Below are 22,035 nucleotides of genomic sequence, written 5' to 3'. Positions count from 1 at the left end.
CTAGGCTTTTGCTGATGGTCTTGAACAAACGGTATCTTACCCGCATGTTAGATTTTTTAGTGCTCTGCTATTCGAATATTATTAACTCGATTAAAGTCTATTTTGATAAGCGCGATAATATCGCCAAGAGAACAGCAATCACCTGCGATGGATTTTCAAGACGCTAAGTGCTTATCTAAAAATGCTAAAAACTCCAAAAATGTTAAAAAGGCCAAAAACTTTCACCCAATGAACCTTTATCCCAATCGGAAACAAGGCTCATTGAGTGCTAATGGCGCACCTTAGCCTTTTTGCTGTGCCTCAAGCAATTCAGCTTCAAGTTGATCACTTTCATCGGCTCTAGGTTTAGTAAAGGGTGCAATAAGCTGATATAAAACAGGTGTCAGTAATAAGGTAAATACCACCGCAATACCCAAACCACCAAATACCACCCAACCAATTGAATTACGTGACTCGGCACCGGCTCCAGTTGATAAAATAAGCGGTAACCCCCCTAGTATGGTTGATATCAAGGTCATCATAATGGGTCTAAAACGAACTTCGGCTGCCATAATGATGGCGGCTTTAACCGTCTTACCTTGATCTCTTAATTGATCAGCAAACTCGACTAATAAAATAGAGTTCTTGGCAATCAATCCAATTAACATCACCAAGCCAATTTGTGAATAAATATTAATAGACGTACCCGTTAAGTAAAGCGCGAAGATAGCTGACGCTATGCCAAAGGGTACGGTGATCATCACGATGATCGCACTATTAATACTTTCAAATTGAGCGGCTAATACCAACAACACGATCAGAAAAGCGAACAGGTAAGTCATGGCAATTTGATTAGACGTTTCTTCAAACGTCAAGGCTTCACCCAAAAACACTAAACCAATACCAGGCGGTAAGTTGTCATTGCCAATCTCACGCAATTGTTCAACCACATCAGCCATAGATATTTCATCTGGTAGTTCTAGGTCAATTTCAATTGCCCGTCTTTGCGCCTGCCTTTCTAACTCGGCAGCAACACCTTCTTCTGATATGTAGGCAAGACTGGATAATGGCACCAAATTGCCATCGCGAGATTTAACAAACAAATTAGTTAAATCAGAAGGATTACTGGTCGAGCGCCCGCTAGATTGTAAAATTAATGGCACGGCCTGATCACCAATATTTAAATCGGTTATATCATCACCATTGATAGCCGCACGCAAAGTGCTAGAGATATCATTAAAAGGCACCCCTAGCTCTTCGGCTCTGCGCCGATCAATATTAATTTTCAATTGTGGTTGAGTTGGCTGATAACCAATTCTGGGACGACCTAACTCGGGTAGCTTTTCTTCAACAATCTTGCTAAAGGCTTGCGCCGCTTCAAAGATGCGTTCGTAAGTATCACCCGTTAGTGCTAATTCTAAGCCACCGCCTTGTCCTCTAAGGTTTAAACTATTTGAGCCAAAAGCTCGAGCTGGAGCGCCCGGAATGGCCTGCAATTGAGGGCTCATTTCGCTAATAATTTCTTGCTGTGATTTACTTCTATTATCCCAGTGTTCTAATGGTACGGTTATAAAAACAATATTAGGATCCCAACGACCCACCACGGTGTAAATGGAATTAACATCTTCATCTTGCACGTAGGGTAATAATATTTCTTCCATTTTCCGTGCTTGTCTGTCCATATAGTTTAAGCCGGCCCCATCCGGGCCTCGAGCAAAAATACGCACTGAACCTCGATCTTCTGAGGGTAATAATTTATTTTCAATTTCGTTATACAGTGCAGCGGCTGACGCAGCAGCAATGACCGAAATTAATAAAGTTACCCATGCATAACCCAGCGCTAGGCTTAATAAGGCTTTATATTTAGTTAAAACCCAAGTACCGAAGGCACCTAACGTGCGATCGAACAGTACATTTTTTTTATTTTTAACGGGTAGCTTTGCTGTTAGTGCAGGTACCAAACTTAAGGCGACAAATGAAGATATGATAACGGCCCCCGCCAACACGCCACCAAATTCTCTGAATAAGCGTCCCGCTGTTGACGGTAAAAAAGCGATCGGAATAAACACCGCAGCCAATACCGCAGTCGTTGCCACAACCGCAAAAAACACTTCTCTAGTACCTAGTACCGCGGCAGCTCTAGAGCCTAATCCTTCTGCCCTTCTGCGTTGAATATTCTCTGATACCACAATGGCATCGTCGACGATTAAGCCAGTACCTAATACTAAGGCTAACAAAGTCAGAATATTGATCGAAAAGCCCAGTACCCACATGATCACTAATGCGCCAACTAACGACACAGGAATAGACAGGGCTGGCACTAAGGTGGCACGAAAAGAGCCTAAAAATAACCACAGTGTGCCTATCACTAATAATACCGTTAAACTTAGCGATAAAATCACTTCATCTACAGAGCCTCGAATAAACTCAGCGTCATCAGAGGTAACAACAATATTAAGATCCGCAAAGCGCTTATCAAGATTTTTCACCATAGCTAACACTTCGTCAGAGATTTCTATGGTATTAGAGCGCGCCTGACGCACGATACCTAAACCGACCACTGGCATGCCATCTAACCTGACAATACTTCTTGAGTCAGCCGGTCCAAAATAAACACTCGCCACGTCACCAATACGGGTATTACCCGACACGACAATACGCTCGATATCTTCAGGGCTAACTGAGTTAGCACTGGCCCGAACAATAAGCTCTTGGTCTGCTGATTTAACACTACCGGCTGGTACGTCAAAAGGTGCTAAACGTAAGGCGGCGGCGACATCTGACATAGATAAGTTAAAACTGGTCAGTCTCAATGCATCGACTGAAACCCGCATTACCCTTTGTCTTTCACCATTTAAAGACACGTCAGCGACGCCAGGAATGCTTAAAAACAAAGGCGCTAAATCAACCTCAACCCGCTCTGTGAGTGTTTCCATATCTAAGGTGTCGCTGCTAATCGCTAAGCTGACTACCGCTTGAGCGTCACTATCTGCTTTGATAATGGCCAGTCTTTCCACTTCGTCAGGCAAATTTCGCTGCACTCTACTGACCGACTCTCTGGTTTCATTGGCCGCGTCTTCAAGATTTGTGCCTGGCCTAAACTCAACCCGAATACGAGAAGAGCCCTCTTCACTTGAGGCTCGAATAGATTTAACGCCACTGACTCGCGCAACCGCACCTTCTATTCTGCTGGTGACTTCACTGTCTACGGTTTCTGGCGAGCCACCAGGATAACTGGCCGACACGGTCACCATAGGCCGGTCAACATCTGGTAATTCTCTTATTTCCAAATCATTTATCGCGGCAAATCCTGCTAAAATGATGAGTAAATTAAGCACCATAACCAATACTGGCCGGCGAATAGCTAAGGAAGGTAAATCATTTAATTGCGGCATAGACGGTAATTTCATTATTCGCCCTCAACCTCTTTGACAACATACTCATTGAAAGTGTTCTGTGCTTTTAATGCTTGTCCTTGACGTAATTGCTGCACGCCCTCTACCACCAAAGGTTCGGTTAGGTTAAATTCACCTTCGACTAAAATAGTGCCCCGTAAACGTTCACGAATTTTCACATTAACTCGTGCCGCTTTTTCATCAACCATTTGCCAAACATAAGCACCCGTGGCACTCCATAACAAAGCGGCTTCAGGCACAGCAATATAGTCTTGCCCTGGCACGGTTAAGTTAACGCGAAAGCTCATACCGGGTCGGTAAATGTCTTGGCTATTATCGAGTAGCGCTCTGACGCGAATAGTTCTATCTTGCTCGTTAATGCGTGAGTCAACTTGGGCGATACTTGCCTCAATAGTCACTAAACGATTTTGCCAAGGTACTAACTGCACTTGGGGTTGTTGCGACAACAAAGCCAAGGCTATTTCTGGTGCAGTGAAATTGATAAATAATGCTTGGCGATCGTCTATGGTGGTGATCACGCTTTGAAGGTTAACTCTGTCACCTACTTGGATGTCAGTTAGGCCTACCACACCAGCAAAGGGCGCTCGTATGATACGCTCTTCTAAGGCTATTTTCGCTTCTTTAACCGCTACGTTTGCCAACTCGAGTGTGGTGATAGAATCATCTAACTCACTTTGTGATGCCGCACCTTTTTTAATACTTTCTACTAGCAGGAGATTTTTTCTGGCCGCATCTTTGAACTCAATTTTGGCTCTTTCCAAGGTAACCGACTGACGTTCGCTATATAACATCATCAATACTTGTGATTTCTTAACTCGCTGACCAGGCTCAAAATTAACCGCAACCACTCTTTCATTGACCGCAGGAAAGAGGGTAACAGATTTAACGGCTTCCGCGGTGCCCACGGCTTCTAAACTATTTTTTTGAGTTTGATAAATGAGTTTTTCAACTATCACCGTTTTTTTATTAGTGTCTTTATCCCCCCAAGACTGGGCAAAAGTTTGGCTACTAATAACAAGTAAGGCAACCAGATAAAATAAACGATTTCGCATAGAATATATTTCTCAATTATCTTCAAGAGGTTAGAGTACGAACATAGACAGTACTCGGATCAATAAAGCTGACGGTAAACAGTAAAGGGTAAAAGGTAAAAATGTAACTGAATGATGACAACTTAAGCCACTAGGATTATTTAAAGGTCATTAAACTTTGTCCATTAACCCAAGCAAGGTTTGCGCACATAGCTTGCTTAAGTCAATCTGATCTGTATTACCCTGGCCACCCGCAGCAAATATTTAGTTAGCGGGTTATAAATAGCCATTAAGTTCAACCACATTACTGTTAAATAGGCGCTTAGCATAACAACACTCACTCATCATAAGCGAGCTATTGTAATTTTTCTACTTAGGCTGTTGCAGAATTTTTTAAATTGCTGCTTTTAACAGACAAGTTAACGGCATAATTTTTAACTAAACTAAACCATGAAAAAAATTACAAAGCTCAGCAGTAAAAGGTAAATAGCAAAAAGGGTTATTAATACGTTAACCAGAAAACATCTACATATTTTCTGGTGGGTAAACTTTAGCATACAAAGATAAGTTAATAATTTGTAGCCAATATTTTATTATCCTAGTAAATCAGCGTGATAGCCTTTAATATATTCTTACTTAAAATAAAAGTTAGTCTACTAAATAAATGGTGAGTATTGAATGAAGAAAATAATAACAACTGCTGTTTGCAGCTCTTTACTATTCATTGCAGCTTGTAATGATAATACCAGCACAAAAACCGCGACTGAAGTACCGGTTATGCAAAAAACGGCTTTGGCATCGGGTATTGATAAAGCCACTATGGACTTGTCTGTTCGTCCACAAGACAACTTCTACCGCTACGTTAACGGCGCATGGTTAAACACTCACGAAATTCCGGGTGACAAAACCGCCATTGGCTCATTTTATGACTTACGTGATGAAGCTGACGACAACGTAAAAGCGATTATCGAAGAATTAGCCGCGACTAAAAATCTAAAAATGGGCAGTGATGAGCAAAAAGTGGCTGACTTATTCCGTTCATTCATGGATCTAGATAGCCGTAACACTGCAGGCACAGCGCCAGTACAAACAATATTTGACGACATTAATGGCTTGAAAGATAAAAATGAACTTGCCACTTTCTTTGGTGAAAATCAAAAGATTGGTGTCGGTAGCCCGCTCGCTTTTTATATCAGTGTTGATGCAAAAGACTCAACACGATATGCCACACATATATGGCAAAGTGGTTTAGGTTTACCGGACAGAGACTACTACTTTAATGAAGCCGAACGTTTTGCAGCATTACGCGCAGGTTACCTTGCTCACATTGAAAGCATATTCGATTTAGCGGGTTTAAAAAACGGTAAGGCCGCCGCTCAAACCATTATGGCGCTTGAAACTAAGTTAGCCGGATTTCATTGGACCAAAGTTGAATCTCGAGACAGTACTAAGCGTTATAACAAATTTAATGTTGCCGATTTAAACACAATAACAGATGCTTTCAACTGGACCGCCTACCTTGCAGCACAAGGTGTAGCCACGCAGAAAGATATCATCATTAACCAACCTTCATTTATTAAAGGTTTTGGTGAAACATTCGCGGCAACATCCTTAGCTGATTGGCAGACTTACCTCACTTTTCACACTCTGAGTAATTTTTCCAGCTCACTTACCGCCGAGTTAACCAATGAAAACTTTTATTTTTATTCAAAACAGTTAAGTGGTCGTGAAGAACAGCGCCCACTGTGGAAACGTGGTGTTGCCGTAGTTAATGACAATTTAGGTGAAGTTATTGGTAAAGTTTATGTTGGCCGTCACTTTAAGCCTGAAGCTAAAACCCGTATGACAGAACTGGTTGAAAATTTACGTGATGCTTACGGCGCCAGCATCGACGAACTTGACTGGATGTCAGAGGCGACTAAAAAATCGGCACGTATAAAACTCGCCAGCTTTGATCCTAAAATAGGCTACCCAGATAAGTGGGAAGATTACACTGCACTAAGCATTAAAAGTGACGATTTAGTCGGCAATACAATACGCTCAGGTACGCTTGCTCACCAAAAAGAACTGGCTAAGCTTGGTGGTCCAATTGACCGACAAGAATGGGCGATGACACCTCAAACCGTTAATGCTTATTACAACCCAACTAAAAACGAAATTGTCTTTCCAGCGGCTATTTTACAGCCGCCATTTTTTAATTTAGCTGCAGACGATGCGGTAAACTACGGTGGCATTGGCGCCGTTATTGGTCATGAAATGGGCCACGGCTTTGACGACCAAGGCAGCAAATACGACAGTGAAGGCAACATGCGTAACTGGTGGACTGATGAAGATTTAGCGGCCTTTACCATGCGCGCGGATAACTTAGTGGCACAGTATGGCGACTATGAGGTATTTGATGACTTAAACGTTAATGGCGAGCTAACCTTAGGCGAAAACATTGGTGATTTATCCGGAGTTACTATCGCTTATAAAGCTTATAAAGCTTCATTAAATGGCAAAGAAGCCCCAGTGATCGACGGCTTAACCGGCGACCAACGCTTCTTTATGGGCTTTGCACAAATATGGCGTGGAAAAATGGTTGAAAAATCATTAAGAAATCGCGTAGCAACAGACCCACATTCGCCAGGTGAGTTCCGTGCACTAGGGGCATTATCAAATATGCCTGAGTTTTATAGCGCCTTTGACGTTAAAGCAGGTGACGCTATGTATATCGCTCCTGAGAAGCGCGTTAAAATTTGGTAATATTGGCTTTACTGATGACATAAGAAAAATCACCTTAGGTCTAATTAACGCTTAAAACAAATTGTCAAAATACAGTGACAAAATAAAAAAGGAGCATTAGCTCCTTTTTTTTACGCCGCTTATAGCGCGTCAAATGACGGTTTTTAGCGCGTCAAATGACGGTTTTTATTGTAAAGCAGCATACTAAGCCGTAAAATCTCATGCCTAATAATCGATACCTTTAGCCAGATGCTTTGTTATTGTCTTGGCTAATTGATAGGGAACACGGTTAAATTCCGTGACTGTACCCGCAACTGTAAATAGCTTTTAATAAAAGTTATAAGTCAGGACACCTAGTATCACCTATTGTACCAAGCTAATCATGTTAACACCGTGCGGGAATACACGTAAGTTACACTGTCTTTAAGGCATTCGTATCCTATTTTCTGCGCTGTAGTTAGTTTTATTATGCAACATAAGCTTTTGAATTAACCTCTAGGCCGCAATGAAAATATACTCCTTAGTTATTATCCAACACATGCCAGACGTGATTAGCACTAAGCTAGGCTGGCTTTAATGGCAAACTTACTCAGTGTTGAGTCAGTATCTTGGGCTGTTGATAAACAAAGTATTCTTAATAATATTTCATTTGATGTTGCCCGCGGCGATATTATTGGCATTATCGGGCCTAATGGTGCCGGCAAAACCTCACTGCTTAAGTGCATACTAAACCAGTACAAAAATTGGCAAGGCGGCATTAAGCTAAAAAATAAAAAAATCAGCGACTACAAACCACATGAATTAGCACAAACATTTGCTTTAGTGGTACAAAACTCGCCCCCCATATTTGATTTAAACGTTTATGATGTGGTTAGAATGGGCCTACTGCCCTATAAAAGCCTCTTTGCTCGTGATAATGATGTCGATAAAAAAGACATTATACTCGCGTTAGAAAAAGTGGGTTTAGCTAGCAGCCAAGCAAAATTTTTTAACACCTTATCTGGCGGCGAACAACAACGGGTATTAATTGCTAAAGCCCTAGTACAAAAAGCAAAAATATTGGTATTAGATGAACCCACTAATCACTTAGATATTTTCTACCAACATCAAATATTACAACTCGTGAAAGCGTTAAATATTACCGTTATTATGACCATACATGATCTCAATTTAGCCGCACATTACTGTAATCGTTTGCTGCTATTAGATAAAGGCAACTTAGTCAGCGACAATAGTGTTGATCAAGTGCTAAAGCCTGAGCTGTTAACCAAAGTTTTTGGTTTACCCTGTTATCGAGATGACGCACAACATTGTGGCGTACCTAGAGTTTATTTCTATCCTGCTGATGATACTATGATGGCTCATCAATCGGCGGTTAAACCAACGGGGGCAATGAGCTCAACTGAGTCAACTGAGTCAACTGAGTCAACTAGTAAAGGTCAACACTCGTGAGTATTCTTAGCGGCATCAAAGGTAAAAATATCTGGGTATTTTCAGGCCTTATTGCTTTTACCTTATTCTCCATTATTATGTCGATAACCTTTGGGCCAGCAAGCATTACTAGCCTAGATATATTTCAATGTGTGGTTAATCAATGCGCCTCCACTATGCACGACATGGTGATTTGGCAAATACGCATTCCACGTGTTTTGGTGGGTTTAGTGGCCGGCATGGGTTTAGCTTGTGCGGGGGCAATACTGCAAAATGTAACTCGTAACCCACTGGCCGATCCTTATTTATTTGGCATTATTTCTGGCGCAGGCTTAGGTGCTACCATCGCCACTTTAGTGCTCAGTGACCAACAAGCGCTAGCCTTGCCATTGGCGGCATTTCTTGGGGCATTATTTTCTGTGGTCATTGTCTTTGGTATCGCGACCTTACTGCGTAATATGAACCATTTATTATTAACCGGCATTGCGGTGTCGTTCATGCTTGGCTCTATTAGCCACTTTATTCTTTACCTTGGCGACCCTTTTGCCACCAGCCGAGTTATTTTTTGGTTAATGGGCAGTTTAACGCGCGTTGAAATGTTCCACTTTTATTTGATCAGTGCCATGGTATTACTGACTTTACTGATTATTTTTGCCTTACACCGACAAATAGATGCCCTGTTACTGGGCGATGAAAGTGCGGCAAGCCTTGGCGTTAACGTTAACAAACTGCGTTTAATTCTATTAGCTTTATGTGCAGCAGTGACCGCCGCCATAGTGGCTTATTGCGGTGGTATTGGTTTTGTTGGCCTGATGATCCCACATATTGTTAGGCAACTGGTTGGCGTTACCACCATGCCGTTAATTATTGGCTCCGCCTTGGTTGGCGGATGCTTTTTAGTTTGGGTTGATGTTGCCGCGCGCAGTTTGCTGAGTAATGTCGAAATCCCCATTGGCATCATTACTTCAGCCATTGGCAGTATTTTCTTTTTAGCGATCATGTATCGCACACGTAAAACAGGATAAATCACATGACAACAGATACAGATAAAACTCAAAATCATCAAGATCGTATGCAACGCCTTAAAGAAAAAGTTGATGCCCGCATTGATTCCGCTCAAGAAGAACGCGGTTTACTTATTGTTATCACAGGTAATGGTAAGGGTAAATCAACATCAGGCTTTGGCACGCTAGCCCGCGCGGTTGGGCATGGCTATAAAGCGGCGGCATTACAATTTATTAAAGGCGATTGGGCCTGTGGTGAACGTAATTTATTAGAAAACAATGGCGTTGAGTTTCATGTCATGGCGACCGGTTTCACTTGGGACACCCAAGACAAGTCAAAAGACATTGCCGCTGCCGTCATAGTCTGGGAAGAGGCAAAACGCTTACTAAAAGATGAAAGTGTCGACGTGATTTTACTTGATGAATTAACCTACATGCTGTCATTCAAATATTTAGATTTAGATGAAGTGATTGAAGCTATCGTTAATCGCCCCGCTAAACAGCATGTCATTATTACTGGTCGTGCATGTCATCGCAGTATCATTGAACTTGCCGATACCGTCAGTGAAGTTCAGCCGCTTAAGCATGCGTTTGATAATGGTATAAAAGCACAAAAAGGTATTGATTGGTAGCCAATATTGCTGTCATAAAACACAAATGGAACCGTCATGAAATTCAGCCAATACCTAGGGATTATATTACTGGGCTTTACTTATATTACGAGTACACAAGCCACAAGTAAAAGTATTGATCATACCGCGGTTATTGATGTGCCTAAACCACGCATCATTGCATTATCACCACACATTGTTGAGATGTTGTTTGATATTGGCGCCGGTGATCAAATAGTTGCAACTACTGATCACGCTGATTATCCGCTAGCGGCAAAGACAATACCCAGAATTGGCAGCGCTTTACGTATTCAGTTAGAGCGGGTCATTGAATTACAACCAGACTTAGTTATCGCTTGGAGAAGTGGTAACCCAAGTGATGATTTAGCCCGTATTAAGCAACTGGGCTTTCGTGTGGTTTACTCGCAGCCTAATAGCTTTAAAGATGTCGCTAAAGAGCTGCGCTTGTTTGGGGAGCTGTCAGGTCACAGCGCACAAGCTGAACGTGTTGCGGCTAAGTTTCTAGCCGATTTAGCCCATATCAAAAAGCAATATGGTCATAAAAAAACACTCACTGGTTTTTATGAGGTCTGGTCTAGACCCTTAACCACCATTGCCAAGGGGAGTTGGCCGCAACAGTTTTTAGACGCTTGCAGTATTAGTAATCCATTTATGGCAGCAAAAGCCCAATATCCACAAGTAAATATTGAGCAAATACTGCAAACAAATGTTGATGTTATTATTCAACCCTTCTCAAAAAAGCAAGCGGGTAATGATAGTTATGATTGGCAGCAATGGCCGATATTGTCGGCAATTAAACATCAACAAATAATCATCCTTGATGCTGATGTTGTGCATCGAATGAGCACGCGCAGTTTACACGCCCTGACCGATTTATGTCAGCAAGCAGACAAAAGCCGAGCCTACTATCAGCGCATGACAAGTGAATAGTATCTAGTGTTAGCTAGTGATTCTAAATACTTATGCTAGATACTTATTCTAAATATTGTGGTAAATATTGTGGTAAATGTTGGCTATAAATACGGGTTAAACTGACTTTATTAAACCCGTTTAAAACAAGTGATCTTGCTGGCGTGTTGCAAGCATATTCATAAATTACATGCTATTATTCTGTATCGCTACCTGTCTTTTTTTAGACTAAAAAGTTAAATAGCAAACAAGTTTCTTACCCATAAATTTTATTTAAAAGGATATAAATATGACTTTTACCAGCATGTTAATTCTTGTTGTTGCTGTTGGCTCTGTTATCGCCGGTATCTTATTGATCAAGCAATCAGCCAGTAAATTTGAGCTCTCAGACGAACAACAAAAAAAAGTAGATAGCCGAAAGGCAGAACAACTTAAAAAAGATCAAGAGCAGGAATAAGCGCTAAATTTATAGCCTTGATGCTTAACCTTAATAGCGCTTAAATTGGATAAATGCCAATTTTTAAGGGCTATCCACTTAGCCCAACCGACCACTACATCTTGTGTTTGCTAGACTTAACCTCTTCGATCACTTATGCCACATTGCGGTATTAGCTATAAAAAACAAACCATATTCGGATTATTTTTTGTATGGATTCTGTATGATAAGTTACAAGCAAGGTGTTGTCCTGAGCTATCTATTGAGCTAGCTTTAGTCTAAAGCTCAACGCTTGAATACGAGTGTAATCCTAGATAGCGATGAAGAAATGATGAATCTGGAAGAACTAATTCACAAATCACCTGCGACTAATGCAGCCCTTAGACTGCCTGATGTGAGCACATTGGAACATTTAATTGAACAATGTAACTTGATTGGAAAAACTTGTTATATAGATGTAACACAAGTTGATAGAGCCTCTTTTAGCCGACAGTTTTCTGAGTATGAAATCGTAGTGTTAACTAATGTCGAAAGCCTCAATGATGAAGATGCGTTGCTCTACCGTCTATCGACTTTACTCGATTATCAAGAACCTTTTGTGTTGTGCATTGTGAATGATACAAAAAAATTTAATCATATCCAATATGACAAATCAGGCGCGCTATACCTACGCTGGTACTGGATTGATAATTTTGAAAGATTTTTTCCAACGACGAATAGTTTGACGGACATTTAGGGAAATTCATTAACATGGTCACATTAGAATTAACGAGGCTTGCAAGCGGAATGCCTTACATTGCTATATCAGCGCTAGAAGCTCGACTTAGACTAGCTTATGAGCAAAGTGAAGCCGATAATTTTATTACCGAGTTCAACGCTATGATGTTTGGGAGTACTATCGCGGTGATAAATGATGAAACCGCAATATACCCACAGGATGTTGCTGCTATTTTTTTTCGACTTAAAATTCCAGTGAAGTTTGTTGATGCTAATAGAAAAGAGCTTGCTGTAGATGGCAGAGGCTCAGGTGTACAGTGGCATTGCCATTCGCTCGGTGGTGCGGCTGGCATTCTGAAAAATATTCCGACGAACAAGCAATATAGTGACGAGGAATCACTGCAATCAGGGGTCGATGATGATGAGGAAGAAAAGCTGGTGCCTTGTAGCCCTAGCTAAGCAGCCAGTCAATAAAGCGTAAAAAAAGTCAAGCGTTCAAGCTTGACTTTTAATACAAACAACCAAAAAATAACGTAGGAAAGCAATCCAAAAATACACCTTTCCTTTAGAACTTTAATAGTCTTTATTTTGCAATTTATTGCAGGTCCTTATTTGTCTGTTTTTAACTCCAAACTATTGATTATTAAACATATAATGCATATTATTACAACAACAAGTAAAGATAATAATGAGTCACTCTCGTTTAGAGTGCTAACCATTTGAACTAATATTAATTTGAATATGTCAGGCATATTTATTTTATTCCTAATAAAAAATGAATTAGAGTATGAAAAAAATAAAGGGACTTTTAAGTGGCTTTATTTTTTATTTTCTTTTAGGATTTTTGTGCCCATCCCTTTAAAGTGACTATTAATATCTCACAGTTAACACTACAAAATAGTGGGTACTTTAAATTTATTTATAGGCACAAAAAAGCGCCATAGGGGGGATGTTTCGTTTGTTTTTAACGTTTTTCCGGGTTACTAAGCCTGCTGTGGTCTAGGCAACCAATTAGTTTTAACCATGAAGAATCACAGCCAACTATCCGACCAGCTCTACTATTACTATTAAGAACGAAACCGTGTGACGTATTTGTTAAAAAATTCCTATCTAATGTGGAACTTAAACCAGATGAAATAGCTAAGGCTATGTCTATATCTGAAACGGACTTGGTTAATTTCATAGATGGGAATGTCGAGGTAACAATCGAATTTGCACGTAAGTTAGAGTTGGCTACGAAGGTGAGTGCTGTTTTTTGGCTTAATCTCCAAAAGTATCACGACGAATACCTTAGAGAACCTCACTAATATGAATACTGAAAAACTGATACGCTTAGGTCAAGAATTGCAAGCTAAACTAGGCTTTCATCCAGAAGTAGGCTTAACTCAAGAGTTGTACGAAGAAGTGCTTAAACTCGTACACATACTTGCTGATGACGATGTAAGTCATGATAAGAACTGGGCGTTACTTGACGTGCTTGTACCTGCTATTGTTTGTTATGACAACAAGCAAAACTAAACAAAAATGGAATCACTTGTGGGATTGGATTTAATTGTCACTTATGCCACAAAGCGGACCTAATTTCGCCTTGAGTTCACCACAATAATTAGTCCGCTTAGCCACCGGACTGTGTGAAAACTCCCAACTTAATTTTTTTTGCGAAGCTACGTAAATGAATAGATGGTTTGATAGCAAATGTACTAAAAAAATTAATCTACAGCGCCTTTTTTCGTTGATATTTTCCAATTACGCAAGTTAAAAATAGTTTTCACACGGGCTGCGACCATAGCGGTCATATATATTTTTTAGTGTTGTATTTTTAATCTCAATAACATCGCTAGTAAATGTTAAAATAAGATAATAATTATTTTTTTAAATCATTTATTTTTAACTTTAATTTATTGATATTTGTAGTTGAAGTACCTATTAATGACTGATATTTATTTGTTACCGCAAGCATATCAGTACTCAAGGCATCCTGGTAAATAGCTCCAGCTAAGTTATTGTTAGCACTGTAAGTGCGAGCCTTAAGCACATTTAATTCTCTTGCCATTTTCTTTTGGTATTTCTTAATATTAGCTTCAGAGCGTTTTATCTTATTGCGGATAATATGTGATTTAATAATGTAGTCATTATTACTGGTTGTAGATTGAGGTTGCTTTTGGGGTGACTTGATAGAATTAGTCATTACATCTAATATTATTACCTTCTCAGGTTCGCCATCGCCGCAAGGCATTTGACTATATTTAATTACCCCATCAACAGTACACTTATATACTGTTCCAGCTAACGTTTTATTAACCAATATCATTGATAATATAAATAAAACCACCCTGATCATGACTATATCCCTGTCAATTTTTAATATTAAACAAGATAGCACTTACAATATTAAACACAAATCATTTACACAAAAAATCACCGTTAGTAACTCAAAGGCTAACGTCTGCTTTGAGCTGTGAGTAAACCCGATTGAACATCACCTTGACTGGCTCTTGAGGCACCATTGCGGTCAATCGTCATTAAACGCACAGTGCGTAAGTGAGTAAATCGCTTCTTCTCTTGCCTGCTATTAATCTCAAAGATGGTATTAACAATTTCACCTATCCGGTAAGATCCTAACTAAAATAGGAGTTAACCCGTTGAACAAATAATAGTTGGATTATAAAAGTTAATTTCAGCATATAGTACGTTATAAACATCGGAACTAACCAAAACAGCTTTTTGACAATCTATTAAATTTTGTATTGTACTAGCGTATTTCACCCAAGCCTGCCTGTCTTGGGTGAACGTCACGTATATGCTTATAGGATGATTCTCAAAACAATTATATGCTTCTCCTGAAATACGAATAACATAATCATGGTAGCTTTCAGGAAATGTAATTACATTTCCTTCTCGTACGCTGTTGCTTTGTATTTTATTTTGTTCACAATTTAATGCTGTTAGGTAGCAACCTAATTTCATTTGGTGATATTCTCGATGCTCAGTAAGCACATCACTTAACTCTGTAATTTTTATTTTTTTATTAGTAATCAACATTATCTTTCTCATGAATTGAAGCAATAGCATCGTCGGCAACTTTTTTATTCACCCATTCAATAGCAATATCACGTTGCTTAATTTTAATTATGCCGTGGCAGTTTTCAAGTAATATGTTCTGACTTTTATATTCAATGAATGCACTTAATAAATGCTGCATGAGATTAAAAAAACCAGACTCTTTATACTTACTAAAATCATCATCAGGCGTTGACCAAGTGCTATAGTTAGCATCTTCCGCTATAGCGCCAAAGACAATAGTGAACTCAGCTTCCCCATAAAGAGTAAACTGCTCCAATAATTGCCGTATTCTACTGTATTCAATACTCATATCACTTTCGTTAGCCATAATTTTTAACTGATTGCCTACCATGAAAACATCTTAACTCGCTGTGCGACAAAGAGTGTCGCAATAAATTTCTTTTAAGCGACACCGGTTGTCGCGCGAGTCATTATTATGTGTTACGGTAAAATATATATTATCTAAGCTATTAAATTAAATGATTTTTTATTAATATTATAAAAAGGAGTTCACTATTAACGTTGGTATATTTTGGTTTTATAAAAACAACTTAATTGCTAAAAAAATAGCGATTGAAACCTTGGCCCCTGATGATATAGGCATGGTTGATAGTCCCTTTCAACATATAACAGAATGGGAAAAAAAACACATTTACTTACCCCATTTTAAAGAACTTATCGCTAGTGAATACCAAGAACTTCCACGAGGAAGAGTGGTGTATTCTCCGTTAGCAAACACAATAACCATTTATATGGATAATTCATTATTTACTAACGCATATAAAGAGCAATTAAAAAATTATTTTGATTTTACTGATTGTAAAATAATCTGGAAAAAAGACAGTCACTACAAAGTATATAGCCACTAAAATAATAAATTTATCTCTTAGGTAGCACCTTGTTATGTCTAATAGTACTACATTACGTCATTTAGAGATGTTAAGAAAAATCCCATTAGCACCAGGCAAACCCATAACGACCATTGCCTTACATCAACACCTTACAGATGAAGGGTTTGATGTGAGTAAACGCACTGTTGAAAGAGACTTGGTGAAATTAACCAATATAGGCGGGCTTTATTCAGAAAACACAGCAGAAGGTTACGGTTGGGGTTGTATTCAAAATAACGCGAGCAAATTTAAAGGTATTCAACCAACCGAAGCGCTGATGTTAATTTTATCAGAAAAGCTGCTACTCAAAGTAATGCCGATTGAATACACCCTTCGAGCAGAAGCACGAATAGCTGACGCTAAATGCACACTCAACTCAGACAATGCATTTAGCAAATGGCAAGAAAAATTACAGGTAATTTCAGAGGGCTATCCATTAATTAATAATAACAGTTTGATTTCTGAAGATGCGCGTAAAATTATTTACGATTGCGTATTAAAAGCAAATCAAATAAATATTACATATCAAGCAAAAGATAAAAACGCTTCGATAAATTATTGCTTAAACCCTTTAGGAATTATCATTCGAGGACAAAGCCATTATCTAGTGGCAACTAAAAAGGACAGCCCTGAGAAACCAAAGTTATTTTTATTTCATCGCATTAAAATTGCTGAAAAAAACCATACAAAAATGGATGCTCCACGTTCTTTTACTGTGCAAGAATATTTCGCCAAAAACCCTTCTGGTTGGTTATTAAAAGCAGGCAATAAAATAGAAATCGTTGAACTAAAAGTCAAGGGCTTTGCACTAGATACACTTACCAACAATCAATTAGCAGATGACCAACAACTTTTACAGACTTCAACTCAATGGACGCATGTACAATTTAGCTGTATCCCTACCTATGACTTGGTTGCTTGGATACTAAAATATGGTGCTGATGTGACGTGCGAGTCACCAACTTATCTTAAAGTTGAAGTCGTAAGAGCCTTAAAGAACTCATTAAATAATTATGAATACTAAAATAATGTAAAGAACCAAACAATGACTAAAAACTACAATAGGATTAAAGAATAAGATGAGAAAAGAGCCTAATATTTTTGATTACGCCACCGGTGAACTTTCACAAGATGCTTTTATTTGTTGGTTGCTTAATTGGCTAGATTATACAGAAGAGCATGAGTTAAAAAATGCAGCAAAAGAGTTCATTTTATTACTTTGTAAGAAAAATCATCCTTGTGCAGATAAAATAACTTTAGAATCTATTGGTAGGTTGCTATTAACAGGGAAAGGGAAAGTTTTACGGCAATATGGAAAAATGGATGTGTTTTTCGCTGTTGAAATTGATGGTAATCCCACAGAATTTATTATCGAAGATAAAACTAATACACCCCCTCATTCAGACCAGCTTAAAAAATACGTTGACTTTGTAATAAATAAGCAAAAAAAGATACACGGGTATGTCAAAAATGAAATAGTCAAAATTTATTATAAAACGGGTTATTTATTTGATGAAGATAAGAATGAATGTGCGTTTGTAAAGGGAGATGACTTAGTAAAAACAAAGTATCATTTTGGAATTATTGATCTTAATTCCATATATAAATTTCTTAAACGCATAACTACGGATAATTTAATTTTTACATCATATAGAGATTATATTTCGAAACTAAAATATGAGCACGACGACATTATTAGCCATTTAACTGAAAAAAAGGGTTATCAAAAGCTTACTTCTGCTCCCTTTCAATACGAATTAATGAAGTATATATCAAAATGGTGCCCTGAAACCATAGGTGAAATGGCAATAAGTCACGGGACAAGTAGTGGGCGACCTTGGACACAGTATCGATTTATTTTTCTAAAAGATTTTTATGACAAAAAGATAAATGAAAGTGTTTTTTATCGATTTGAAAAAAGAAAAAATAAATCTATAGGCGGATATGAGTACTGCTTATCTATTAGGCAATATGCTGTAATTCACAAAACTGGTATACCTAAAAAAATAGAGCGCCTGGGCATTTATAAAAAATTATTTTCTGAAGTAGAAAGTGAAATATCTGGTTTGTCATTTGGTAAGGCAGTGAAAGATAAATCAGGGTCTAACTCAAGTGAGATTGCGGTTTTATTCTTCGATGAACATCAGAATAATCTTCATTCTTTAAAAGGTGTCTTGCCAATAGTTCATAGTAAACTTTTAGCTTTGATAAACGAACATGAACAGTTAATTCCATAATCAATTAATCTTAAGCTGTGTTGTTCTTTCTATACGGAACGCACAGTAAACGAAAATAATGGTAAGGAGGGATATTTATTAAGATCAATTCATGCCTAAATTATGACTTTTAGTTGCAGCGAAAATAGCGTTCTGAGATAAAATATGAACGGCCGTTATGAGCTTAGTAGACGTTAGGATTCATGAGTTGCTAACGTCTTCACTGTGCACCAACCAGACCTAAATGACAAAAGAAAGGAACCACAAAATGTAGTGGTTGATCGGGCTAAGTGGATAGCCCTTCAATTTTCATAGCTATTGAAATGGATAAGTACTGAGCTTTATAACTACTGCGTTTTAAAAGTACTCCGCCTTACGAGGACTTAGTTTTGCTCTATGATTAGTTTCTATAAATGGTTTGAATAAGATGATAACCAAATTTGGTTTTAATTGGACCATGCACAGTTAATATCGCTTTTTTAAAAACCACATCATCAAAGGCTTTTACCATTTGGCCTGGCTTAAATTCGCCTAAATCCCCACCCTTCTTACCTGAAGGGCAAGTTGAGTTTTTCTTGGCTAACTGTCCAAAGTCAGCCCCTTTGGCGATTTTAGCCTTTAATTCTTGCGCAAGCTTTTCGCTTTTAACTAAAATATGACGGGCACATGCAGCGGCCACATTATTCTCCAATTTAGGGTTAATAGCGTTATTATAACGAATTATGGCCAAGGCAAAGTAAATACTTTTAATTAACGCTGTAATTAGTTAACGCGGTAATTAACGCTAAATCATCTTGAGCAAAATCCATCACTTTATCCATAGCTATGCGAATAGCCTCAGATATAAGACCAGTTTTTTCTTTACTTGTTAGCGTAACAACTTAGAATCACGGTATATTTTCCTTAGTTGTTCCCCCCATGAGTTCAATACAGCATTTATTTGACAATAATCAGCAATGGTCTGACAAGATAAAACAAGAAGATCCTAATTTTTTCAAACATTTATCAGAACAACAAAACCCTGAATATTTATGGATAGGTTGCTCAGACTCTCGCGTACCGGCTAATGAATTACTGGGTATGCAACCGGGTGAAGTTTTTGTGCACCGTAATATTGCTAATCAAGTTATCCATACTGACCTAAATTGCCTTTCTGTTATTCAGTTCGCGGTTGATGTTTTAAAAATAAAACACATCATTGTTTGTGGACATTATGGCTGTGGCGGCGTTATTGCTTCTGTAGACAATCAAAGCCATGGTTTAATTGATAACTGGTTACATCATATTAAAGATGTTTATCGCTTTCATAAAGCGCGTTTAGACGCTGTTGAAAATAAAACTGAACGACTAAAATTGCTCTGCGAATTAAATGTGATAGAACAAGTTGCCAACGTTTGTAACACAACTATCTTAAAAAAAGCTTGGGATATAAAGCAAGATGTTACCGTGCATGGCTTTGTTTATAATTTGCATGACGGTATTTTAAAAGACTTACAGGTCTCGGTTGATTGCAATAAATAATGGGGCTTAAAACTAGCCCTATAGCAAATGTTGTTACCGGGTCATAAGACACTAAAAAGAGTTAACTTTTATTGTCGTCAGCTTATACAATGGTGCACTCACCTTGTACAATAGTGAATTTTTCAGCACTAACATTGCAACTATTATGAACAAAATATTTATTATTGGCTTACCTAGAACCGGTACTACCAGTATTTGTGCGGCTATGCTTGAGTTAGGTTTTCATGTCGCACATACCGCGTATACCGATCGCTCATTCACTGAAGCGCAAGTGATCGCCGACACGCCGATATTTTGTGATTATCAATATTTAGATAAAGCTTATCCCAACGCTAAGTTTATCTACTTAGGGCGTGCTATGGATAAATGGCTACCTTCCATCCAGAAGTTACTCGCCCGTATGCATACCAACCTTATTCGCGACGATGGTGGCTTTAACCCAATAATTAAACGCTGTTATCAAACAATATTTACGCCCTATAATCTAGATAACATCAATGATTTTGAGTTTTTAGCACTATGCTACCAACAACATCAAAGTCAGGTTTATCAGTATTTTCAAGGCCGGGAAGATGACTTTTTATCGATAGATATTAGCGACAGTCAGAGCTATAAACACTTACTGAGCTTTTTAGCGTTAACTGGCGATATTAATGATTATAAAGCCGCTAGCTTAGGTTTTGAAAAACTTAATGTCGGCGGTAAGATCACCGCTTGGAAAGATATAAAGAACACCTTAAAGGTTAACTCTACCAATAAAGGTAGAGTAACTAAACTGCCCTATTTAACCTAAACAGCATCATCAAGTGTATCTCGCCTAATTAAGCGCGGTTGCTTGATTGCTTGGTCAAATCACTATTAGCGGGATTAATTAAGCCGGCAAATAGTACAGCGAAAGCAATAAAAACTGCTGATATATATAGACAGGCCACTAAGCCATAAAGCTGAAAAACCCAGCCTGAAAGTACAGTACCTAACAACCGGCCACAGGCATTAGCCATATAATAAAAACCCACATCAAGCGACACACCGTCTTTACCCGCCATATCAACAATCAAAAAACTATGTAATGACGAATTAATGGCAAATAAAACTGCGAACACCATTAAGCCAATAATAACCACCCATTTTGCTGAAAAATCGCTCTGTAAGGCAAGCGCCATTGCTGCAGGAACCACAACCAATATAGCCCCCCATATTGCGGCATCTCTGCCTGTGGGTGCTTTATTGTCAGGTTTTTTAGTTAATGTTGGCGCGAGCGTTTGCATTAGACCATAAAGCACGATCCAACCAGCCATAAAGCCACTGACCCCACTATGTGACCAAGCGAATTCTGTGGCTAAAAAAACAGGTAAAGCGATAACAAACCACACATCACGCGCGGCAAATAAAAATAACCTCGCGGCTGAAAGTAAGTTAATCGCTCGGCTTTTTGATAGTATCTCTTTAAATTTAGGTTGGTATTTAGCCTTACCTAAGTCTGCTTCCAACTTAAACAGACTGAACAGCCACACAATCGTTAACATGGCCGCCATCAGTGCAATAGCGCCGGTAAAACCTAGCCAGGTTAACAACACGCCACCGAGAAAAAAACCGATGCCTTTCAAGGTATTTTTAGAGCCAGTTAATAGTGCCACCCATTGATACAGTTTACCGCTCTGCTCTGCTGGTACTAAAAGTTTAATGGCACTTTTTGCGCTCATTTTATTTAGGTCTTTAGCGATACCAGACAAAGCTTGCGCCACCATGACATAAGCCACAGTGAGAAAACCACTCGGCACCAAAAGCATAACCAAAGCGATGATTTGTAAGGCTAAACCAATATTCATGGTTTTGTTTAGCCCGATACGAGCGCCCAACCAGCCCCCGACTAAATTGGTGATTACGCCAAAAATTTCGTAAAACAAAAATAGCAAGGCAATATTTAGCGGGCTATAACCGAGCTGATAAAAATACAGCACAACCAACATCCGCAGCGCACCGTCGGTTAGGGTAAATGCCCAATAATTACCGGTGATCATTAAATATTGTTTTACCTGAACTGATAGGCCACTGAGTGCTTTCAT

Annotated in this window: 21 protein-coding genes and 1 riboswitch; of the genes, 14 read left to right on the top strand and 7 right to left on the bottom strand. The window is 38.8% G+C overall.

Features of this window, described 5'->3' with window-relative positions; all coding sequences use genetic code 11:
- Positions 1 to 281: 281 nt before the first annotated feature.
- Both H4J41_RS08675 and H4J41_RS08670 read right to left on the bottom strand, forming a co-directional pair.
- Positions 282 to 3,389, bottom strand: a complete 3,108-nt coding sequence (locus tag H4J41_RS08675) for an efflux RND transporter permease subunit (RefSeq protein WP_182135669.1) — start codon at positions 3,387 to 3,389, stop codon at positions 282 to 284.
- A complete protein-coding gene (locus H4J41_RS08670) occupies positions 3,389 to 4,447 on the bottom strand; it encodes an efflux RND transporter periplasmic adaptor subunit (RefSeq protein WP_182135668.1) in 1,059 nt (352 codons plus the stop codon). The genes H4J41_RS08675 and H4J41_RS08670 overlap by 1 nt, the downstream gene beginning before the upstream one ends.
- A 657-nt stretch (positions 4,448 to 5,104) precedes the next feature.
- Between H4J41_RS08670 and H4J41_RS08665 the strand changes: the two genes are divergently transcribed.
- The 9 genes from H4J41_RS08665 (at position 5,105) to H4J41_RS08625 (ending at position 13,797) form a co-directional block, all read left to right on the top strand.
- Positions 5,105 to 7,171 (top strand): M13 family metallopeptidase, encoded by a 2,067-nt coding sequence (locus H4J41_RS08665; RefSeq protein WP_182135667.1) that lies wholly within the window; start codon positions 5,105 to 5,107, stop codon positions 7,169 to 7,171.
- A 212-nt stretch (positions 7,172 to 7,383) separates the two neighbouring features.
- Positions 7,384 to 7,526: riboswitch (cobalamin riboswitch) on the top strand.
- 200 nt (positions 7,527 to 7,726) lie between these two features.
- Positions 7,727 to 8,602 (top strand): ABC transporter ATP-binding protein, encoded by an 876-nt coding sequence (locus H4J41_RS08660; RefSeq protein ID WP_182135666.1) that lies wholly within the window; start codon positions 7,727 to 7,729, stop codon positions 8,600 to 8,602.
- 2 nt (positions 8,603 to 8,604) lie between these two features.
- Complete coding sequence (locus tag H4J41_RS08655) at positions 8,605 to 9,606, top strand: iron ABC transporter permease (protein WP_310649787.1); 1,002 nt, start codon at positions 8,605 to 8,607, stop codon at positions 9,604 to 9,606.
- Between the two features lie 5 nt (positions 9,607 to 9,611).
- On the top strand, positions 9,612 to 10,217 hold the full coding sequence (cobO, locus tag H4J41_RS08650) for a cob(I)yrinic acid a,c-diamide adenosyltransferase (RefSeq protein WP_182135665.1): 606 nt from the start codon (positions 9,612 to 9,614) through the stop codon (positions 10,215 to 10,217).
- A 36-nt stretch (positions 10,218 to 10,253) separates the two neighbouring features.
- Positions 10,254 to 11,147, top strand: coding sequence for a cobalamin-binding protein (locus H4J41_RS08645; RefSeq protein ID WP_182135664.1), 894 nt, complete (start codon positions 10,254 to 10,256; stop codon positions 11,145 to 11,147).
- A 268-nt stretch (positions 11,148 to 11,415) separates the two neighbouring features.
- Positions 11,416 to 11,583, top strand: coding sequence for a DUF2897 family protein (locus H4J41_RS08640; RefSeq protein WP_182135663.1), 168 nt, complete (start codon positions 11,416 to 11,418; stop codon positions 11,581 to 11,583).
- Positions 11,584 to 11,854: 271 nt separating this feature from the next.
- Positions 11,855 to 12,298 (top strand): hypothetical protein, encoded by a 444-nt coding sequence (locus H4J41_RS08635; RefSeq protein ID WP_182135662.1) that lies wholly within the window; start codon positions 11,855 to 11,857, stop codon positions 12,296 to 12,298.
- A 14-nt stretch (positions 12,299 to 12,312) separates the two neighbouring features.
- Positions 12,313 to 12,738 (top strand): hypothetical protein, encoded by a 426-nt coding sequence (locus H4J41_RS08630; RefSeq protein ID WP_182135661.1) that lies wholly within the window; start codon positions 12,313 to 12,315, stop codon positions 12,736 to 12,738.
- A gap of 849 nt (positions 12,739 to 13,587) precedes the next feature.
- Positions 13,588 to 13,797 carry a hypothetical protein gene (locus tag H4J41_RS08625; RefSeq protein WP_182135660.1) on the top strand — a complete coding sequence of 70 codons (210 nt, stop codon included), beginning with the start codon at positions 13,588 to 13,590 and terminating at the stop codon, positions 13,795 to 13,797.
- Positions 13,798 to 14,143: 346 nt separating this feature from the next.
- Here H4J41_RS08625 and H4J41_RS08620 read toward each other — a convergent pair whose 3' ends face one another.
- From H4J41_RS08620 to H4J41_RS08610, 3 genes are all read right to left on the bottom strand, one after another.
- On the bottom strand, positions 14,144 to 14,620 hold the full coding sequence (locus H4J41_RS08620; RefSeq protein WP_182135659.1) for a DUF4124 domain-containing protein: 477 nt from the start codon (positions 14,618 to 14,620) through the stop codon (positions 14,144 to 14,146).
- 293 nt (positions 14,621 to 14,913) lie between these two features.
- Positions 14,914 to 15,321 (bottom strand): hypothetical protein, encoded by a 408-nt coding sequence (locus H4J41_RS08615; protein WP_182135658.1) that lies wholly within the window; start codon positions 15,319 to 15,321, stop codon positions 14,914 to 14,916.
- Entirely contained in the window at positions 15,308 to 15,670 is a 363-nt protein-coding gene (locus H4J41_RS08610; protein ID WP_182135657.1) for a hypothetical protein, read from the bottom strand. Before H4J41_RS08610 ends, H4J41_RS08615 begins: the two co-directional genes overlap by 14 nt.
- A 274-nt stretch (positions 15,671 to 15,944) precedes the next feature.
- Between H4J41_RS08610 and H4J41_RS08605 the strand changes: the two genes are divergently transcribed.
- Genes H4J41_RS08605 through H4J41_RS08595 form a run of 3 tightly spaced genes read left to right on the top strand, consistent with a single transcriptional unit; the run spans position 15,945 to position 18,469 of the window.
- Entirely contained in the window at positions 15,945 to 16,211 is a 267-nt protein-coding gene (locus H4J41_RS08605; protein WP_182150451.1) for a hypothetical protein, read from the top strand.
- A 34-nt stretch (positions 16,212 to 16,245) separates the two neighbouring features.
- Positions 16,246 to 17,256 (top strand): YafY family protein, encoded by a 1,011-nt coding sequence (locus H4J41_RS08600; RefSeq protein ID WP_182135656.1) that lies wholly within the window; start codon positions 16,246 to 16,248, stop codon positions 17,254 to 17,256.
- Positions 17,257 to 17,311: 55 nt separating this feature from the next.
- Positions 17,312 to 18,469: a PD-(D/E)XK nuclease family protein gene (locus H4J41_RS08595; protein WP_182135655.1), complete on the top strand. Its 1,158-nt coding sequence runs from the start codon at positions 17,312 to 17,314 to the stop codon at positions 18,467 to 18,469.
- Between the two features lie 379 nt (positions 18,470 to 18,848).
- On the opposite strand, the gene ppiC is transcribed toward H4J41_RS08595, so the two are convergent.
- The gene (ppiC, locus tag H4J41_RS08590) at positions 18,849 to 19,127 is read right to left on the bottom strand and encodes a peptidylprolyl isomerase PpiC (RefSeq protein ID WP_182135705.1); all 279 of its coding nucleotides are present in this window, start codon (positions 19,125 to 19,127) and stop codon (positions 18,849 to 18,851) included.
- A 239-nt stretch (positions 19,128 to 19,366) separates the two neighbouring features.
- On the opposite strand from ppiC, the gene can reads away from it, so the two are divergent.
- A complete protein-coding gene (can, locus tag H4J41_RS08585; RefSeq protein WP_182135654.1) occupies positions 19,367 to 19,969 on the top strand; it encodes a carbonate dehydratase in 603 nt (200 codons plus the stop codon).
- 145 nt (positions 19,970 to 20,114) lie between these two features.
- The gene (locus tag H4J41_RS08580; RefSeq protein ID WP_182135653.1) at positions 20,115 to 20,762 is read left to right on the top strand and encodes a sulfotransferase; all 648 of its coding nucleotides are present in this window, start codon (positions 20,115 to 20,117) and stop codon (positions 20,760 to 20,762) included.
- Between the two features lie 28 nt (positions 20,763 to 20,790).
- On the opposite strand, the gene arsJ is transcribed toward H4J41_RS08580, so the two are convergent.
- On the bottom strand, positions 20,791 to 22,035 hold the full coding sequence (arsJ, locus tag H4J41_RS08575; protein WP_182135652.1) for an organoarsenical effux MFS transporter ArsJ: 1,245 nt from the start codon (positions 22,033 to 22,035) through the stop codon (positions 20,791 to 20,793).

Source organism: Colwellia sp. MB3u-45 (genome assembly GCF_014077005.1).
Classification (GTDB): domain Bacteria; phylum Pseudomonadota; class Gammaproteobacteria; order Enterobacterales; family Alteromonadaceae; genus Cognaticolwellia.
This window is presented reverse-complemented; position numbering and strand designations above follow the sequence as displayed.

What these genes read in the sequence shown, in the direction of transcription:
- H4J41_RS08675 (WP_182135669.1), bottom strand. Translation starts at nt 3,389, where the DNA reads ATGAAATTACCGTCTATGCCGCAATTAAATGATTTACCTTCCTTAGCT.
- H4J41_RS08670 (WP_182135668.1), bottom strand. Translation starts at nt 4,447, where the DNA reads ATGCGAAATCGTTTATTTTATCTGGTTGCCTTACTTGTTATTAGTAGC.
- H4J41_RS08665 (WP_182135667.1), top strand. Translation starts at nt 5,105, where the DNA reads ATGAAGAAAATAATAACAACTGCTGTTTGCAGCTCTTTACTATTCATT.
- H4J41_RS08660 (WP_182135666.1), top strand. Translation starts at nt 7,727, where the DNA reads ATGGCAAACTTACTCAGTGTTGAGTCAGTATCTTGGGCTGTTGATAAA.
- cobO (WP_182135665.1), top strand. Translation starts at nt 9,612, where the DNA reads ATGACAACAGATACAGATAAAACTCAAAATCATCAAGATCGTATGCAA.
- H4J41_RS08645 (WP_182135664.1), top strand. Translation starts at nt 10,254, where the DNA reads ATGAAATTCAGCCAATACCTAGGGATTATATTACTGGGCTTTACTTAT.
- H4J41_RS08640 (WP_182135663.1), top strand. Translation starts at nt 11,416, where the DNA reads ATGACTTTTACCAGCATGTTAATTCTTGTTGTTGCTGTTGGCTCTGTT.
- H4J41_RS08630 (WP_182135661.1), top strand. Translation starts at nt 12,313, where the DNA reads ATGGTCACATTAGAATTAACGAGGCTTGCAAGCGGAATGCCTTACATT.
- H4J41_RS08625 (WP_182135660.1), top strand. Translation starts at nt 13,588, where the DNA reads ATGAATACTGAAAAACTGATACGCTTAGGTCAAGAATTGCAAGCTAAA.
- H4J41_RS08620 (WP_182135659.1), bottom strand. Translation starts at nt 14,620, where the DNA reads ATGATCAGGGTGGTTTTATTTATATTATCAATGATATTGGTTAATAAA.
- H4J41_RS08615 (WP_182135658.1), bottom strand. Translation starts at nt 15,321, where the DNA reads ATGTTGATTACTAATAAAAAAATAAAAATTACAGAGTTAAGTGATGTG.
- H4J41_RS08610 (WP_182135657.1), bottom strand. Translation starts at nt 15,670, where the DNA reads ATGGCTAACGAAAGTGATATGAGTATTGAATACAGTAGAATACGGCAA.
- H4J41_RS08605 (WP_182150451.1), top strand. Translation starts at nt 15,945, where the DNA reads ATGGTTGATAGTCCCTTTCAACATATAACAGAATGGGAAAAAAAACAC.
- H4J41_RS08600 (WP_182135656.1), top strand. Translation starts at nt 16,246, where the DNA reads ATGTCTAATAGTACTACATTACGTCATTTAGAGATGTTAAGAAAAATC.
- H4J41_RS08595 (WP_182135655.1), top strand. Translation starts at nt 17,312, where the DNA reads ATGAGAAAAGAGCCTAATATTTTTGATTACGCCACCGGTGAACTTTCA.
- can (WP_182135654.1), top strand. Translation starts at nt 19,367, where the DNA reads ATGAGTTCAATACAGCATTTATTTGACAATAATCAGCAATGGTCTGAC.
- H4J41_RS08580 (WP_182135653.1), top strand. Translation starts at nt 20,115, where the DNA reads ATGAACAAAATATTTATTATTGGCTTACCTAGAACCGGTACTACCAGT.
- arsJ (WP_182135652.1), bottom strand. Translation starts at nt 22,035, where the DNA reads ATGAAAGCACTCAGTGGCCTATCAGTTCAGGTAAAACAATATTTAATG.